Here is a 16,693-nt window from a genome sequence, read left to right as displayed (position 1 = left end):
TCCTCCGAATTGCGTTCACGAGGTGGGGTCCCGCATACCCGGCCCCGGACACCTCGGAACTCATCGTCGCGCAGGAACACCTGCGCGGTCTCCTGTAACGGGGGGATGTGTGAGCGACGCGACTGTCCGTCCGGGCAGTGCGAGACAGGCGAGAGTGCCGGTCAGGGCCACCGCGGCGAGGATTTCGAGCGCCGATTCCCGGCCACTTCCGGCCATCAGCGCGCTTCCCGCCGCGACCCCCAGCGTCGGACCCACGTTCACCGCGGTCTGCTTGAGCCCGCCCGCCACCCCGGCCGACTCCACGGCGGCTTCCCGCACGACCACTTGGGTCGCCGCCACCAAGACCGTTCCAAACCCGGCCCCGAGCAGGGCGAATCCCGCACATACCGTGATCGTGCCCGACGCCCGGGACAGCACGAGAACAGCCAGGGCTACGGCCGTCATCGCCACGCCGGCCGTACGACGTGCCCCGACCCGGCGCAGCACCACGGCGGTCGCGGGTGCCGCGAGCACCATGGCGGCGGCCAACGGCAGCCCTCGGAGGGCGCTTTGGAACGGGCCAAGTCCCATCGTGTCCTGCAAAAAATAGGTGACGACGAACAGCGTCCCGGAGAAGGCGGCCGACGCCGCGAGCAGCATCCCGAGCGCCCCGCGGATCGCCGCCGAGCCGATGACCTCCGGTGGCAGGAGCGGATGCGCGGTACGACGTTCACGGCGTACGAGGGCGAGGCATGCCAGCGCCGACACGGCCGACCCGGCGGCCGAACCGGGGAGGTCCACCAACGCCTGGATGAGAGAGGCGAGGGAGAGCGCGAGGAGCAGGGCGCCGGGCAGGTCGAATTGGACCGCTGATGCACTTTCTCGGTGAGGCTCTCGCACGGTGAGGGCGAGCACGCCGAACACAACCGAGGGCACGACGTTGAGGAAGAACACCGCCCGCCAGCCCACCGCGCCCACCAACGCCCCGCCCACCAACGGCCCGGCGGCGGCCGCGATTCCGATCACACTCGTCCGTACGCCGATGGGCATGCCGAGCCGGTCGGGCGGGAACGCGGCGCGCAGCATGCCGAGCGTGGCCGGTTGGAGCAGCGCCCCGAACACCCCCTGGACGACCCGGAGTCCGATCACCCACCCCACCCCGGGCGCCAGCCCGATCCCGGCCGAGGCGAGACCGAACCCGAGCATGCCGAGCCCGAACACCCGCTGATGCCCGTACCGGTCCCCGATCCGCCCCGCCGACACCAACAGGCTTGCCACGGCGATCAGATACGCGGTGCTCGTCCACTGGACCTGCGCGAGCGAGGCCCCCAACTCCCGTTGCAGGGTCGGCTGTACGACGGTCAGCACGGTCCCGTCCAGCGCGACGATCGCCGCCCCCGCCGCACTGCTCGCCAGCACGAGCCTTCGCTGGACCGTCATCGAGTGGTCTCCGGACCGAGGTGCGCGTCGAGGGCCGACCGCAGCAGGGGTGCGAAGTCGTCGGCCCCGGTGGCGAGTTGGAGGCTGCCCCAGCGCCAGAGCTGGGCGACGCCGTGCAGGTTCGCCCACAACGCGCCCGCGACCAGACGGGCGTTCACGTCGGGACGGGCTCGGCCGACCAGTTCCACCAAGACACCGAAGAGGGGCAGGCTGGTGTCCCGCAGCCCCAAGTGCCCGCTCTCCAGCAGGTCGTGACGGAACATCAACTCGTACATGCCGGGGTTGGCGAGGGCGAACTCCAGATAGACCCGGCCCAGTGCTGTCAACTGCGCGCGTGGGCTCGCCGTACCGTCCGCGATCGCGCCATTCGCCCGCTCACCCAGCTCGGCGAAGCCGCGCCGTGCGATGGCGGACAGCAGCTCCAGGTGGGTCGGGAAGTAGCGGCGGGGCGCCCCGTGCGAGACACCGGCCCGGCGGGCGATCTCGCGCAGGGTCAACGCCTGCGCACCCTCCTGGGCCACCAGGTCCACACCGACGTCGACCAGGCGACCCCGTAGTCCCGCTTCCGGTTCGCTCATGCTCATAGACACTGTCTACCAACGATCCGTAGACAGTGTCTACTGGATGGCTGTCGGCTCGGGGAATGCGTGACCTGCTTCACACGGTTGATGACTGCATGACTCACGACGCGACGCAGGACGCACTGCTCCAGCTGCTCTCCGAGGGCCACGGCGGGGTACTGGTCACCCTCAAGACGGACGGCCGGCCCCAGCTGTCGAACGTCAGCCACGCCTACCACCCCGACGAGCGGATCATCCGTGTCTCGATCACCGACGACCGTGCCAAGACCCGCAACCTGCGCCGGGACCCCCGCGCCTCCTACCACGTGACCAGCGCCGACCGCTGGGCCTTCACGGTCGCCGAGGGCATCGCCGACCTCACGCCGGTCGCCGCCGACCCGCACGACGACACGGTCGAGGAACTCATCAAGCTGTACCGCGACGTCCTCGGCGAGCATCCGGACTGGGACGACTACCGGGCGGCGATGGTGCGGGACCGGAGGCTGGTGCTGCGGTTGCGGGTGGAGCGGGCGTACGGGATCCCGGCGAGGGCGGACCGGGGTTGAGTCGCCCCGGGCGGAGGTGACCCGTCGTCACCAGCCGCCACCGGCGCCAAGGTTGATCCGCTGATCGTCAGCGGACGACGTGGGCGACGTGCTGGATCTGCCGTCCACCGGCGCCATCGGTGCGGTGTTCGGGGCCGTCGGCTCCGGGACGGCCGGTGAGGCGGGCAGGTCGGCCTGGGAGTCGGCCGGCGGAATGGTCCGTCGCCTGGCCGGACGCGAGGTGACGGCACCGGCCACCCGCGACGAGGTGAACGCGATCGCACTCATGGTCCACGACCGTGTCCACAGCGATCCCGAACTCGCCCCCGGCTGGGCCCGGTTCGCGACAGGCGTGCGCGTCCCGGAATCTCTCACCGGCCCCCGCCACGCCCCTCGACCACCTCGCGCACGTGTGATCGGGCAACGACAGCCGGCCCCGGGTCCGCGTGCACCGGCCGCCCCTGAAATCGGCCGGGGCACGCGGAGGCCCCTCCCTGGGCGGTAGCGGCGCTGTTCTTTTCTGCTCGTTCCGGCCGATGTTCTTGCGCGAAACGTCATCTGTCAACGGGGTGTCCACGGACGGGAAAAGCCCGCACCGGTCCGGACGGCCCCGAAAGCGGAACCCCCGGGCAACGGAGCCCGGGGGTGCGGTACTTGGGGAACGGCGGTCAGGCCGTCACCGTCTCCGGCTGGGACGCCTCCCGGGGCGAGCGGGTGCCGAGCAGTTCCGTCGGGACCGTGTGCGTCTCGCGCGCCGTGAGCACGGCGATCACCGGCGGGACGCACAGCGCCGCCGTGAACAGCGCCACCGAGGACCAGTCCGTGCCGTCCGGACCCGCGATCTGCGCGGCGAACGTGACCGCGAACCCGGCCACGGCGAAGCCGATCTGGGTGCCGATGGCCATGCCGGACAGCCGGACCCGGGTCGAGAACATCTCGCCGTAGAAGGAGGGCCACACGCCGTTCGCGGCGCTGTAGACGATGCCGAAGGTGACGATGCCGAGGATCAGGGTGAGCGCGTAGGAGCCCGTCGAGATCGCCCAGAGGTAGAGGAACATCGTGATCGCGCTGCCGACCGCGCCGATCAGGTACACCGGGCGGCGGCCGATGCGGTCGGAGAGCGTGGCCCACAGGGGGATCGCGGCGAGCGCGACGAGGTTGGCGAGCGCGCCCACCCACAGCATCGACGAGCGGGACATGCCGACGGAGTCGCTGGTCGCGTAGGCCAGCGCCCACACGGTGAAGATCGTCGAGACGGAGGCGATGAGCGCGCCCGCGATCACCCGCAGGACGTCCGCCCAGTGCTCGCGCAGCAGCACCACCAGCGGCAGTTTTACGACGCCCTCGGTCGCCGCCTGTTCGGCGAAGGCCGGGGTCTCCTGGAGGTTGCGGCGGATGAAGTAACCGGCCACCGCGACCAGCACGCTCGCCCAGAATGGAACGCGCCAACCCCACGACAGCAGCTGCTTGTCCGGGAGTTGGGCGACGGCGAGGAACACGAGCGTCGCGATGAGCTGGCCGCCCTGGGTGCCGCCCAGTGTGAAACTGGTGAAGAAGCCACGCCGGTCGGCCGGCGCGTGCTCCAGCGTCATGGAACTGGCGCTGGCCTGTTCACCCGCCGCGGAGATGCCCTGCAGGACCCGGCACAGCACGAGCAACACCGGGGCCAGCGAGCCGACTTGACCCCGCGTGGGCAGACAGCCGATGAGGAACGTCGACAGGCCCATCAGCAGCAGCGTGAAGATCATGATCTTCTTACGGCCGACCCGGTCGCCGAAGTGCCCGAGGAACAGCGCGCCGACCGGCCGGGCCGCGTAGGCGACACCGAAGGTCGCCAACGAGAGCAGGGTCGCCGTGGCCGGGTCCGAGTCGTCGAAGAAGACCTTGGGGAAGATCAGGGCTGCGGCGCTGCCGTAGATGAAGAAGTCGTAGTACTCCAGGGCGCTGCCGATCCAGGCGGCGGTGGCGGCCTTTTTCGGTTGCCCGACGGCTTTGGCGGGGACGGACACGGCTTGCTCCTTCGGGGGAACTCCGGCGTGGGCGGAGTGAGCGGCGGGGGAGAGGTGCCGGATCCCTGGGGTGACGGGACGGCGGGGTGACGGGACGGTCGCGCCGGGTGCTGCCGCGCTGCCCGGCTAATTAACCCACTGGGTAGTTAGTAGCGGTTGGCTACGGATGGTGCGCTCACGTTTCCCGGGTGTCAAGAGGCCCTGCCGAAGGATCTCCCGGCTCAGTCCGTCGCCCGCTCCGCCGTCAGATAGGCGATCACCATGTCGCCCAGCATCGTCCGGTAGTGCTCGCGCTGGGCCGGCGCCACCAGGTCGCGGCCGAACAGGGCGCCGAAGGTGTGCCGGTTGGCGACCCGGAAGAAGCAGAAGGAACTGATCATCGCGTGCAGGTCGACGGCGTCCACGTCGGCCGTGAACAGGCCGGACTTCTGGCCCGCCTCCAGGATGCGGCGGATCACGTCGAGGGCGGGCGAGCCGATCTTGCCGAGCTTCTCGGAGGCGGCGATGTGCTCGGCCCCGTGGATGTTCTCGATGGACACCAGACGGATGAAGTCCGGGTGCTGCTCGTGGTGGTCGAAGGTCAGCTCCGCGAGCCGGCGGATGGCCGCGACCGGGTCCAGGTGCTCGACGTCCAGGCCCCGTTCGGCCTCGCGGATCACGCCGTAGGACCGTTCCAAGACGGCCGTGAAGAGCTGTTCCTTGCCGCCGAAGTAGTAGTAGATCATCCGCTTGGTGGTGCGGGTGCGGGCGGCGATCTCGTCGACGCGGGCGCCGTCGTAACCGGCCCGGGCGAACTCGTGGGTGGCCACGTCGAGGATCTCGGTTTTGGTGCGGGCCGCGTCACGGATGCGCCCGTTGGGTCGTGCCGGTTCTTCGACGCTGGTCATCGGGTTCCTTGGCTTCCTTCGGGCGTGCGCGCGGTGTGCGGCCGATTGTAGAAGGAGCGGCCGGTCACGGGCGGGCGGGTTCCCGGCCGAGGGGTTCCCGTGGCTCGGCGATGCTGATATAGCTAACGTACTAGTTCGTACATTAGTGAGCCGCTCAGGAGGGCCATCGTGGCCGGTGTCTGCAAGGACTCGTATCTCGTCGGGCTGATCGGTTCCGGCATCGGCCCGTCCCTCAGCCCCGCCCTGCACGAACGCGAGGCCGACCGGCAGGGGCTGCGCTATCTGTACCGGCTCATCGACATCGACGTGCTCGGCGTCGGTCCGGAAGCGGTCGGCGAACTGGTGCGCGCCGCCCGCGACTTGGGTTTCGACGGGCTCAACATCACCCACCCGTGCAAGCAGCTCGTCATCGAGCACCTCGACGGGCTCGCCCCGCAGGCCGAGGCGTTGGGCGCGGTCAACACCGTCGTGTTCGAGGCGGACGGCCGCACGATCGGCCACAACACGGACGTCACCGGCTTCGCCGCCTCCTTCGCCCGCGGACTGCCCGACGCCCCCATGGAACGCGTCGTCCAGCTCGGCGCGGGCGGCGCGGGCGCGGCCGTCGCCCACGCCACACTCACCCTCGGCGCCGAGCGCGTCACCGTCGTCGACGCGCTGCCGGAACGATCGAGGGCCCTCGCCGACTCCCTGAACCGGCACTTCGGCCCGGGCCGCGCGGCCGGCGCCACCCCCGACCGACTGCCCGACCTCCTCGCCGCCGCCGACGGCATCGTCCACGCCACCCCCACCGGGATGGCCGCCCACCCCGGACTGCCCTTCCCCGCAAGGCTGTTGCACTCCGGGCTCTGGGTGGCCGAAGTGGTGTACCGCCCGCTGGAGACCCAACTGCTGCGCACAGCCCGCGCGTTGGGCTGCGCCACCCTCGACGGCGGCGGCATGGCCGTCTTCCAGGCGGCGGACGCGTTCCGCCTGTTCACCGGCCGGGAACCCGACAGCGCCCGCATGCTCGCGGACATCGCCGAGTTGGCCGGTGCCGTGCCCGCGCCGAAATAGCCGTGCCCGCAACGAAATTGAGAGGTACCCCGATGCGCACGTCCATCGCCACCGTCTCCCTCAGCGGCTCCCTCACCGAGAAACTCACCGCCGCCTCCCGGGCCGGCTTCGACGGCGTCGAGATCTTCGAGAACGACCTGCTCGCCAGCCCGTTGACGCCCGAGGAGATCCGCGCCCGGTGCGCCGACCTCGGCCTGACCATCGACCTGTACCAGCCGATGCGGGACATCGAGGCGGTGCCCGAGGCCGAGTTCGCCCGCAATCTGCGCCGCGCCCGGCACAAGTTCGAGCTGATGCGCAGGCTCGGCACCGACACCGTCCTCGTCTGCTCCAGCGTCTCCCCGCTCGCCGAGGACGACGACGCGCTCGCCGCCGCCCAGCTCAGCCAACTGGCCGACCTGGCGCAGGAGTTCGGCGTCCGCGTCGCCTACGAGGCACTCGCCTGGGGACGGCACGTCAGCACGTACGACCACGCCTGGCGCATCGTCGAGACGGCCGACCACCCGGCACTCGGCACCTGTCTCGACAGCTTCCACATCCTGTCGCGCGGCGCTGAACCCAAGGACCTCAAAGGCATTGCGGACATCCCTGGCGAGAAGATCTTCTTCCTCCAACTCGCCGACGCCCCCCTCCTCGCGATGGACGTCCTCCAGTGGAGCCGCCACTACCGCTGCTTCCCCGGCCAGGGCGGCTTCGACGTCGCCGGACTCGTACGGCACGTCCTGACCGCCGGTTACGACGGCCCGCTCTCGCTGGAGATCTTCAACGACGTGTTCCGGCAGGCGGAAGCGGGCCCGACAGCCGTGGACGCCCAACGCTCGCTGCTGGTCCTGCAGGAGACGGTCGGCGTACTGGAGCCCCCCGCTCCCGTCGTCCCCACGGGCATCGCCTTCGCCGAACTCGTCACCCCCGACGCGGAACCCGTCTCGGCCCTGCTCGGTGCCCTCGGCTTCACCCGCGCGGCCCGCCATCGCGCCAAGCCGGTGGACCTGTGGCAACAGGGCGAGGCCCGCATCCTGGTCAACACCGGCCCCGCCCTACGACGGGACGGCACCGCCCTCGCGGCGATCGGCCTGGAGTCACCCGACCCGGAGGGCGCCGCCCGCCGCGCCGAGGCCCTCCTCGCGCCGGTCCTGCCCCGCCGCCGCGCAGCGGGCGACGCCCAACTCGACGCCGTGGCCGCACCGGACGGTACGGAACTCTTCTTCTGCGCCCGCACCGCTCCCGAACTCCCCGGCTGGCGGGCCGACTTCACCGACACGACGGGTCAACTGCCCGCAGGGACAGGCGTTCAGCGCATCGACCACCTCGCCCTCACCCAACCCTGGCACCACTTCGACGAGGCAACCCTCTTCCACCGCAGCGTCCTTGGGCTCCAGGCGCAGGAGAGCGTCGACGTCGCCGACCCCTACGGCCTGCTGCGCAGTCGCGCCGTGACCACCCCCGACGGCAGTGTGCGTATCGCCCTGAGCGTCGGCGCGGCCCCGAGCGAGGACGGCGCCCACGCCCAGCACATCGCCCTCGCGACCGAGGACGTGGTCGCCGTGGCCCGTCGCTTCCGCGAGGCCGGCGGCCGACTGCTCCGCATGCCCGCGAACTACTACGACGACCTCGCGGCCCGATTCGCCTTCCCCGAGGACGAGTTGGAGACGTACCGGGACCTCGGCATCCTCTACGACCGGGACGCGGGCGGTGAGTTCAGGCACTGCTACACCCGGACGGTCGGGCGGGTCTTCTTCGAGCTGGTCCAGCGCGGGCCGGGCTACCGGGGCTACGGCGCCCAGAACGCGCCGGTGCGGCTGGCCGCCCAGCACACGGCGAAGCGGCTCACTGGCGGCTGACGGTCCGGGTCACGCCGGTGACGACCGTGGTGGCCAGGATCCAGCCGGTGATGATCAGGCCGTAGGCGAGGTACTGGTACCAGCCGTCCGGCGCGAACGCCTCCTCCTGGCCGAAGGAGATCACCGGCAGCAGCAGGTCGAGCGTGTAGAACACCGGGTTGAAGTGCGGGGCCTCGGACGCCTTGAGGGCGTGCGGGTGGTGCAGGCCGTAGGCGAGGGAGCCGATCGCCAGCAGTGACAGCAGCCAGGCGCAGGCGCGCAGCGGGCGGAAGCCGTAGCCGACGGTGGCGTCCTGGACGTAGCCCCAGACGCGGCCGTACCAGGGGCGGGTGCCACGTACCCGGCGCTGTTTGGCGAGTTGGACGAGGCGGGCGGCCTGGTCGTCGCCGACGCGGCGGTAGGCGGCGGCCAACTCCTCGTAGGTGTGCGGGACATAGCCGTCGCCGTCGCGTTCGAGCATGGTCAGCCGGCGCTCGGCGGACTCGTGGGGAATGAGCGAGGTGTAGGCGAGGCTGGTGAGGAAGACCTGGTCCGGCAGAACCTCCGGCTCCAGCAGCAGGACGTCGATCTGGGCGTTGCGCAGCACGAGTCCGCCTCGCATGGGCAGGCTCTCGCGCAGCCAGAGTTCCCCCATGGTGGTGCTGCTCGCCAGCAGGACGGGACCGCCGGGGTTCGACAGGGTCGAGTACGACAGGTCCAGCCGGCCCGCGATCCGGGCTCCGCGCAGGCCGATCCAGCCGTCCACCCGGGCCTCGCGCAAGAGGAAGTTGCCCTCCACGACGAGCACTTCGGCGTCGACGGCGGAGTCACCGGGGTTGGAGAGCTGCGCGGTGTTGAGGCTGACAGACCCGGCGACGCTCGCGCCGCTGAGCCGTATCTGACCGTGTGTGCGCAGTCCGGTCGCCCGGAGATCGTCGCCCACGGCCGCCTGGTTGAGCTGGAGCACCGGCTCCTCGGCGTCCGGGGCGATGATCTCCGCGCTCTCCATGTAGAGGCTCCCGGCGATCTTCGCCCCGGCCAGCCGCACCACCCCGCGGAACCGGGACCGGGTCATCCGCAGGACGCCGTCCACCCGCATCGCGTGGGCGGTGAGACCTGGCAACACCGACTCGCTGAGGTTGAGTTCGCGCAGCCGGGAGGCGTAGAAGCGGGGCACCTCGTCGAAGGAGCAGTTCCGCAGCCGGACCGGGTGGTCGATCGTCGCGTACTGCAGATCGAGCCTGCCGGTGATCCGGGCGCCCGCCAGGCTCAGCGACGCTATCTCCCCTGCTTCCTGGGGCCCGTTGAGCAGCAGGGCCCGCAACACCTGGGCGCGGACGGTCCGTTCGGGACCCCAGTCGGAGCCGAGGGCGACGTCCTCGTCGTCCGCCGTACGGAAGTCCACGGACTCGCCCAACGGGAAGGCCCGCCACACCTGTTCCTCGGCCGGTGTCAGATCGTTGATCTCCATCAAGCGGGACTCTAGCCGCGCGGAGGTCCCGGGCACAGGGCACGACAACGGCCCGGACCGCACGTCAACGCGTGGTCCGGGCCGTGGAGTTGTGCCGTTGCTACGGTCGGGTGTTCCACTCCGCGATCACCGGGCGGTCGTGCTCGGTGGAGAGGCGGCTGACCGTGCCGGTGGCCAGTTGGAACAGGCGGCCGTCCGCCGCCGTCAGGCCCAGTCGGCGAGCGGTGAGCACGCGCAGGAAGTGGGCGTGGGCCACGAGGATCACGTCACCGTCCACGAGCGCGGTGTCCACCCGCTTCAGCACCCGGTCGGCCCGGGCGCTGATCTCGTCCGGGGACTCGCCGGGGTGTCCGGCAGGTCCCGGCGGCACCCCGTCGGTCCACAAGTACCAGTCGGGGCGGGTCCGGTGGATGTCGACGGTGGTGACGCCCTCGTAGCCGCCGTAGTCCCACTCGTGCAGGTCGGGGTCGGGTACGGCCCCGGTGATGCCCGCGAGTTCGGCGGTGCGTATGGCGCGGCCGAGCGGGCTGGTCAGTGCGAGAGCGAAGGTCCGGTCCGAGAGGAGCGGAGCGAGGCACTTGGCCTGTTCCTCACCGTGCTGGGTGAGGGGCAGGTCGGTCCAGCTGGTGTGCTGGCCCGACACGCTCCACTCCGTCTCGCCGTGGCGGACCAGGAGAAGATCCCCCACGGCGCGCCTACTTGGACTCGACGGCGTGACCGCCGAACTGGTTGCGCAGCGCCGCGATCATCTTCATCTGCGGGGAGTCGTCCTGGCGCGAGGCGAACCGCGCGAAGAGCGAGGCCGTGATCGCGGGGAGCGGCACCGCGTTGTCGATGGCCGCCTCGACGGTCCACCGGCCCTCGCCGGAGTCCTCCGCGAAACCGCGCAGCTTGTCCAAGTGCTCATCGCCGTCAAGGGCGTTGACCGCGAGGTCGAGCAGCCACGAGCGGATGACGGTCCCCTCCTGCCAGGAGCGGAACACCTCCCGCACGTCGGTGACGGAGTGGACCTTCTCCAGCAGTTCCCAGCCCTCGGCATAGGCCTGCATCATGGCGTACTCGATGCCGTTGTGAACCATCTTGGAGAAGTGCCCGGCGCCGACCTTGCCGGCGTGCACGAAGCCGAACTCGCCCTCGGGCTTGAGCGCGTCGAAGATCGGCTGCACCTTCGCGATGTTCTCGGCGTTTCCGCCGACCATCAGCGCGTAGCCGTTCTTCAGGCCCCACACACCGCCGGAGACGCCCGCGTCGACGAAGCCGATGCCCTTGGCGCCCAGCTCCTCCGCGTGCTTCTCGTCGTCCGTCCAGCGGGAGTTGCCGCCGTCCACGATGACGTCGCCGGGCTGGAGCAGCTCGCCCAGCTCGTCGACGACCGACTGGGTCGGGGCGCCGGCCGGGACCATCACCCAGACCGTGCGCGGCGCTTCGAGCTTGTCGACCAGTTCGGCGAGGCTCTCGACGTCGGTCACTTCGGGGTTGCGGTCGTAGCCGATGACGGTGTGGCCCGCGAGGCGGATGCGCTCGCGCATGTTGCCGCCCATCTTGCCGAGGCCGATCAGTCCGAGCTGCATGTCAGTTCACTTCCTGGGAATCGCGGAGCGTCCGGTAGGTGGCCACGAGAGCGGCTGTGGAGGAGTCGAGGCCGGGTACGTCGGCGCCTTCGGTGAGGGCGGGTTCGACGCGCTTGGCGAGGACCTTGCCCAGTTCGACGCCCCACTGGTCGAAGGAGTCGATGTTCCAGACCGCGCCCTGGACGAACACCTTGTGCTCGTAGAGGGCGATGAGCTGGCCGAGGACCGAGGGGGTCAGCTCGCGGGCCAGGATCGTGGTCGTGGGGTGGTTGCCCTTGAACGTCTTGTGCGGCACCAGTTCCTCGGGCACGCCCTCCGCGCGTACCTCGTCCGGTGTCTTGCCGAAGGCCAGCGCCTGGGTCTGGGCGAAGAAGTTGGCCATCAGCAGGTCGTGCTGCTTCTTGAGCCCGTCGCTCAGCCCGGCGACCGGCTCGGCGAAGCCGATGAAGTCCGCCGGGATCAACTTCGTGCCCTGGTGGATGAGTTGGTAGTAGGCGTGCTGGCCATTGGTCCCGGGCGTGCCCCAGACCACCGGCCCGGTCTGCCACTCCACCGGATTCCCGTCCCGGTCCACGGACTTGCCGTTGGACTCCATGTCCAGCTGCTGCAAGTAGGCGGTGAACTTGGAGAGGTAGTGCGAGTACGGCAGCACCGCGTGCGACTGGGCGTCATGGAAGTTGCCGTACCAGACGCCCAACAGGCCGAGCAGCAAAGGCGCGTTGGACTCGGCGGGGGCGGTGCGGAAGTGCTCGTCGACGAGGTGGAAGCCGTCGAGCATCTCGCGGAAACGGTCCGGGCCGATGGCGATCATCAGCGACAGGCCGATCGCCGAGTCGTACGAGTACCGTCCGCCGACCCAGTCCCAGAACTCGAACATGTTGTCCGTGTCGATACCGAACTCGCTGACCTTGCCGGAGTTCGTCGACAGCGCCACGAAGTGCTTCGCGACCGCCTTGTCGTCACCGCCGAGACCCTCAAGGAGCCACGTCCGGGCCGAGGTCGCGTTGGTGATCGTCTCGATCGTGGTGAAGGTCTTGGACGCGACGATGAACAGCGTCTCGGCCGGGTCCAGGTCGTGGGTCGCCTCGTGCAGGTCGGCGCCGTCGACGTTCGACACGAACCGGACCGTCAACGAGCGGTCGGTGAACGCGCGGAGCGCCTCGTACGCCATCGCCGGACCCAGGTCCGAGCCGCCGATGCCGATGTTGACGACGTTACGGATACGACGGCCCGTGTGGCCGGTCCACTCGCCGGAGCGGACGCGGTCCGCGAAGCCGGCCATCTTGTCGAGCACGGCATGGACTTGGGGCACGACGTTCTCGCCGTCGACCTCGATCACCGCGTCACGCGGGGCACGCAGCGCGGTGTGCAGGACCGCGCGGTCCTCGGTGACGTTGATCTTCTCGCCGCGGAACATCGCGTCCCGGAGGCCGAACACGCCGGTGGCGGTGGCCAGTTCCTGGAGCAGGGCGAGGGTCTCGTCCGTGATCAGGTGCTTGGAGTAGTCGATGCGCAGATCACCGACGGTGACCACGTACCGCTCCGCGCGCCCCGGGTCCGCCGCGAACAACTCACGCAACTGCGGCTGAGGTTGATCCGCGCGGTGGTCCTCCAGCGCGGCCCACTCCGGTCGCCGGGTGAGCTTGGGGGAGTCAGACATGAGAAGGGGTCTCCTTGGTGCCCGCGGCCCGCAGGGCGATGGCGTACATCTCGTCGGCGTCGAGGCGCCTGAGCTCCTCGGCGATCAGTTCGGAGGTCGTGCGGACCTTTAGCGCGAGGGTGCGGGACGGCTGCCCGGGCAGGGTCAGCGTGGCCAGCGGGCCCTCGGGGCGGTCGATGACGACCTCACCCGCGCCGGTGCCCAGCCGGACGGCCGTGATGACCGGTCCCGCGGTGACCACACGGTCGATCTTCACCTTGAGGCGGGCCTCCAGCCAGCGGGCCAGCAGCTCGGCGGCCGGGTTGTCGGCCTCGCTCTCCACGGCACCCGAGGTGATCTTCGACTTGGCCTGGTCGAGGGCCGCCGCCAGCATCGAGCGCCACGGCGTCAGCCGGGTCCAGGCGAGGTCGGTGTCGCCGGGCGCGTAGGCACGGCCCCGGGCGTCCAGCGCCTCCAACGGGTTCGCCGCCGCGTACAGGTCGGTGATCCGGCGCTGCGCGAGGGCGCCCAGCGGGTCCTTCGCCGGGACCTCGGGGGCGTCCCCCGGCCACCAGACGACGACCGGCGCGTCCGGCAGCAGCAGCGGCAGCACCACGGAGTCGGCGTGGTCGGACACCTCGCCGTAGGTCCGCAGCACGACCGTCTCGCCGGTGCCGGCGTCCGCGCCCACCCGGACCTCGGCGTCGAGGTGCGAGTTGGTGCGGTCGCGCGGGGTGCGGGCGTGCCGCTTGATGACGACCAGGGTGCGCGAGGGGTGCTCGTGCGAGGCCTCCTCGGCCGCCTTGATCGAGTCGTAGGCGTTCTCCTCGTCCGTGACGATGACCATCGTCAGGACCATGCCCACGGCAGGGGTGCCGATGTCGCGGCGACCCTGCACCAGTGCCTTGTTGATCTTGCTTGCCGTGGTGTCGCTCAGGTCGATCTTCATGGCCTGCGCCAGCTCCGTCCGTCTCGTGCGAGCATCTCGTCCGCCTCCTCGGGACCCCAGCTGCCCGAGGAGTACTGCGCGGGCTTGCCGTTCTGTGCCCAGTACTCCTCGATCGGGTCGAGGATCTTCCAGGACTCTTCCACTTCCTGGTGGCGCGGGAACAGGTTGGCGTCGCCGAGCAGCACATCCAGGATGAGCCGCTCGTACGCCTCCGGGCTCGACTCCGTGAACGACTCGCCGTAGGCGAAGTCCATGGACACGTCCCGGATCTCCATCGAGGTGCCCGGCACCTTGGAGCCGAACCGCACCGTCATGCCCTCGTCGGGCTGCACGCGGATGACGATCGCGTTCTGGCCCAGCTCCTCGGTGGCGGAGGAGTCGAAGGGGGAGTGCGGGGCCCGCTTGAAGACGACCGCGATCTCGGTGACGCGCCGCCCGAGCCGCTTGCCGGTGCGCAGGTAGAAGGGGATGCCCGCCCAACGACGGTTGTCCACCTCCAACTTGACGGCCGCGTAGGTGTCGGTCTTCGACTGCGGGTCGATGCCGTCCTCCTGGAGGTAGCCGACGACCTTCTCGCCGCCCTGCCAGCCTTCCGCGTACTGCCCGAACACCGTGTGCTCGCCCAACTCCTGGGGCAGCCGTACCGACTTGAGCACCTTGAGCTTCTCGGTGAGCAGCGCCTCCTCGTCGAAGGCGATCGGCTCCTCCATGGCGGTGAGCGCCATCAGCTGCAGAAGGTGGTTCTGGATGACGTCACGGGCCGAACCGATGCCGTCGTAGTACCCGGCGCGCCCGCCGATGCCGATGTCCTCGGCCATCGTGATCTGGATGTGGTCGACGTAGGACCGGTTCCAGATCGGCTCGTACATCTGGTTGGCGAAGCGCAGGGCCAGGATGTTCTGGACGGTCTCCTTGCCGAGGTAGTGGTCGATGCGGAACACCTGGTCCGGGTCGAACACCTCGTGCACGATCTTGTTCAGCTCACGCGCGCTCTTCAGGTCGCGGCCGAACGGCTTCTCGATGACCGCGCGTCGCCAGGATCCCTCGGCGGCCGTCGCGAGCCCGTGCTTCTTCAGCTGCTGGACGACCTTCGGGAAGAACTTCGGCGGTACGGAGAGGTAGAACGCGTAGTTGCCACTCGTCCCGCGCGAGGTGTCCAACTCGTCGACGGCGGCGCGCAGTTGCTTGAACGCCGTGTCGTCGTCGAAGTCGCCCGGGATGAACCGCATGCCCTCGGCGAGCTGCTGCCAGACCTCCTCGCGGAACTCGGTCCGGGAGTGCTCGCGCACCGAGTCGTGCACCACCTGCGCGAAGTCCTGGTCCTCCCAGTCCCGCCGGGCGAACCCGACGAGCGAGAAGCCCGGCGGCAGCATGCCGCGGTTGGCCAGGTCGTAGACGGCCGGCATCAGCTTCTTGCGGGACAGGTCACCGGTGACCCCGAAGATGACCAGCCCGGACGGGCCCGCGATCCGGGGGAGCCGGCGGTCGCGGGGGTCACGCAGCGGGTTGTCCCAGCCTGCGGCCAGCGCGTCCGTGAGTTCTTCGACGGTCAGTGCCTGCACGGCTGCTTCGGCCGCCTCGGCCGCTTTCGTCTCGGGAAGTTCCTCGGTCATTCCCCGTCGACCCCCTTGCTGCTCAGCGACTTCGCGACGGCGTCCAGCAGGTCCTGCCAGGCCACCTCGAACTTGGCGACGCCCTCGTCCTCCAACTGCTTGACGACGACGTCGTACGAGATCCCCAGCCGTTCTACGGCGTCCAGGTCGGCGCGGGCCTGCGCGTAGCCGCCGGTCACCGTGTCGCCGTGGATGTCGCCGTGGTCGGCGGTGGCGTTCAGCGTGGCCTCGGGCATGGTGTTGACCGTGCCGGGCGCCACCAGCTCGTCGACGTACAGGGTGTCCTTGTACGACGGGTCCTTCACGCCGGTCGAGGCCCACAGGGGGCGCTGCTTGTTGGCCTTCGCACCCGCGAGAACGGTCCAACGGGCCGAGGAGAAGACGTCCTCGTACGCCTCGTAGGCGAGCCGCGCGTTGGCGAGCGCGGCCTTGCCCTTGAGGGCGAGGGCCTCGTCCGTGGCCAGCGCGGTGAGGCGCTTGTCGATCTCTGAGTCGACACGGGAGACGAAGAAGGAGGCCACGGAGTGGATGGTCGCCAGGTCGATGCCCGCGGCGCGTGCCTTCTCCAGGCCGGCCAGGTACGCGTCCATGACCTCGCGGTAGCGCTCCAGGGAGAAGATCAGCGTGACGTTGACGCTGATGCCCTCGCCGATGACCTCGGTGATGGCCGGGAGGCCGGCCTTCGTCGCCGGGATTTTGATCATCACGTTGGAACGGTCCACCAGCCAGGCCAGCTGCCTGGCCTCGGCGATGGTCGCGGCCGTGTTGTGGGCGAGGCGCGGGTCGACCTCGATGGAGACCCGGCCGTCCTGCCCGCCGGTCGCCTCGTACACCGGGCGGAGGATGTCGGCGGCGGCGCGGACGTCGGCGGTGGTCATCATCCGCACGGCCTCTTCGACCGTCACCTTGCGTACGGCGAGGTCGGCGAGCTGCTCCTCGTAGCCCTCTCCGGAGCCGATGGCGGCCTGGAAGATGGAAGGGTTGGTGGTGACACCGACGACGTTCCTGGTGTCGACGAGTTCGGCGAGGTTGCCGGACTCGATCCGCTTGCGCGACAGGTCGTCCAGCCAGATGGAGACGCCCTCGTCGGACAGACGCTTGAGAGCTCCCGCGGTGGCGGTCACTTCGGTCACTGTGATCATCTTCTTTCTGGC

At 70.1% G+C, this 16,693-nt stretch carries 15 protein-coding genes; 3 read left to right on the top strand and 12 right to left on the bottom strand.

Annotation, left to right across the window (positions count from 1 at the left end; genetic code table 11):
* Window positions 1-60: 60 nt before the first annotated feature.
* Together OG226_RS10030 and OG226_RS10025 are read right to left on the bottom strand one after the other, a co-directional pair.
* On the bottom strand, window positions 61-1,419 hold the full coding sequence (locus tag OG226_RS10030) for an MFS transporter (RefSeq protein ID WP_329348643.1): 1,359 nt from the start codon (window positions 1,417-1,419) through the stop codon (window positions 61-63).
* A complete protein-coding gene (locus tag OG226_RS10025) occupies window positions 1,416-1,997 on the bottom strand; it encodes a TetR/AcrR family transcriptional regulator (RefSeq protein WP_329348642.1) in 582 nt (193 codons plus the stop codon). Before OG226_RS10025 ends, OG226_RS10030 begins: the two co-directional genes overlap by 4 nt.
* Window positions 1,998-2,095: 98 nt before the next feature.
* Between OG226_RS10025 and OG226_RS10020 the strand changes: the two genes are divergently transcribed.
* Complete coding sequence (locus OG226_RS10020; RefSeq protein ID WP_329348641.1) at window positions 2,096-2,545, top strand: PPOX class F420-dependent oxidoreductase; 450 nt, start codon at window positions 2,096-2,098, stop codon at window positions 2,543-2,545.
* A gap of 27 nt (window positions 2,546-2,572) precedes the next feature.
* Here OG226_RS10020 and OG226_RS10015 read toward each other — a convergent pair whose 3' ends face one another.
* From OG226_RS10015 to OG226_RS10005, 3 genes are all read right to left on the bottom strand, one after another.
* Window positions 2,573-2,812: a hypothetical protein gene (locus tag OG226_RS10015; protein WP_329348640.1), complete on the bottom strand. Its 240-nt coding sequence runs from the start codon at window positions 2,810-2,812 to the stop codon at window positions 2,573-2,575.
* Between the two features lie 380 nt (window positions 2,813-3,192).
* Window positions 3,193-4,533, bottom strand: a complete 1,341-nt coding sequence (locus tag OG226_RS10010) for an MFS transporter (RefSeq protein ID WP_329348639.1) — start codon at window positions 4,531-4,533, stop codon at window positions 3,193-3,195.
* 221 nt (window positions 4,534-4,754) lie between these two features.
* A complete protein-coding gene (locus OG226_RS10005; RefSeq protein WP_328676438.1) occupies window positions 4,755-5,420 on the bottom strand; it encodes a TetR/AcrR family transcriptional regulator in 666 nt (221 codons plus the stop codon).
* A 168-nt stretch (window positions 5,421-5,588) separates the two neighbouring features.
* Here OG226_RS10005 and OG226_RS10000 point away from each other — a divergent pair, with 168 nt between their 5' ends.
* Together OG226_RS10000 and OG226_RS09995 are read left to right on the top strand one after the other, a co-directional pair.
* Window positions 5,589-6,476, top strand: coding sequence for a shikimate dehydrogenase (locus OG226_RS10000; RefSeq protein WP_329348638.1), 888 nt, complete (start codon window positions 5,589-5,591; stop codon window positions 6,474-6,476).
* Window positions 6,477-6,508: 32 nt separating this feature from the next.
* Entirely contained in the window at window positions 6,509-8,317 is a 1,809-nt protein-coding gene (locus OG226_RS09995; protein ID WP_329348637.1) for a bifunctional sugar phosphate isomerase/epimerase/4-hydroxyphenylpyruvate dioxygenase family protein, read from the top strand.
* On the opposite strand, the gene OG226_RS09990 is transcribed toward OG226_RS09995, so the two are convergent.
* From OG226_RS09990 to tal, 7 genes are all read right to left on the bottom strand, one after another.
* On the bottom strand, window positions 8,304-9,767 hold the full coding sequence (locus OG226_RS09990; RefSeq protein ID WP_329348636.1) for a membrane-associated oxidoreductase: 1,464 nt from the start codon (window positions 9,765-9,767) through the stop codon (window positions 8,304-8,306). The two genes, OG226_RS09995 and OG226_RS09990, sit on opposite strands and share 14 nt — an antisense overlap.
* A 100-nt stretch (window positions 9,768-9,867) precedes the next feature.
* Window positions 9,868-10,455: a histidine phosphatase family protein gene (locus OG226_RS09985; RefSeq protein WP_329348635.1), complete on the bottom strand. Its 588-nt coding sequence runs from the start codon at window positions 10,453-10,455 to the stop codon at window positions 9,868-9,870.
* 7 nt (window positions 10,456-10,462) lie between these two features.
* On the bottom strand, window positions 10,463-11,338 hold the full coding sequence (gene gnd, locus OG226_RS09980; RefSeq protein WP_329348634.1) for a phosphogluconate dehydrogenase (NAD(+)-dependent, decarboxylating): 876 nt from the start codon (window positions 11,336-11,338) through the stop codon (window positions 10,463-10,465).
* Window position 11,339: 1 nt separating this feature from the next.
* Window positions 11,340-12,998 (bottom strand): glucose-6-phosphate isomerase, encoded by a 1,659-nt coding sequence (gene pgi / locus OG226_RS09975; RefSeq protein WP_329348633.1) that lies wholly within the window; start codon window positions 12,996-12,998, stop codon window positions 11,340-11,342.
* Window positions 12,991-13,926, bottom strand: coding sequence for a glucose-6-phosphate dehydrogenase assembly protein OpcA (gene opcA / locus OG226_RS09970; RefSeq protein WP_328676428.1), 936 nt, complete (start codon window positions 13,924-13,926; stop codon window positions 12,991-12,993). Before opcA ends, pgi begins: the two co-directional genes overlap by 8 nt.
* Window positions 13,923-15,539: a glucose-6-phosphate dehydrogenase gene (zwf, locus tag OG226_RS09965; protein WP_328676426.1), complete on the bottom strand. Its 1,617-nt coding sequence runs from the start codon at window positions 15,537-15,539 to the stop codon at window positions 13,923-13,925. The genes opcA and zwf overlap by 4 nt, the downstream gene beginning before the upstream one ends.
* Window positions 15,536-16,681 (bottom strand): transaldolase, encoded by a 1,146-nt coding sequence (gene tal / locus OG226_RS09960; protein ID WP_329348632.1) that lies wholly within the window; start codon window positions 16,679-16,681, stop codon window positions 15,536-15,538. The genes zwf and tal overlap by 4 nt, the downstream gene beginning before the upstream one ends.
* Window positions 16,682-16,693 lie beyond the last annotated feature (12 nt).

The organism is Streptomyces sp. NBC_01261 (assembly GCF_036226385.1).
GTDB lineage: Bacteria > Actinomycetota > Actinomycetes > Streptomycetales > Streptomycetaceae > Streptomyces.
Note: the sequence above shows the minus strand (reverse complement) of the source record. Positions and strands in the feature narration are given on the sequence as shown.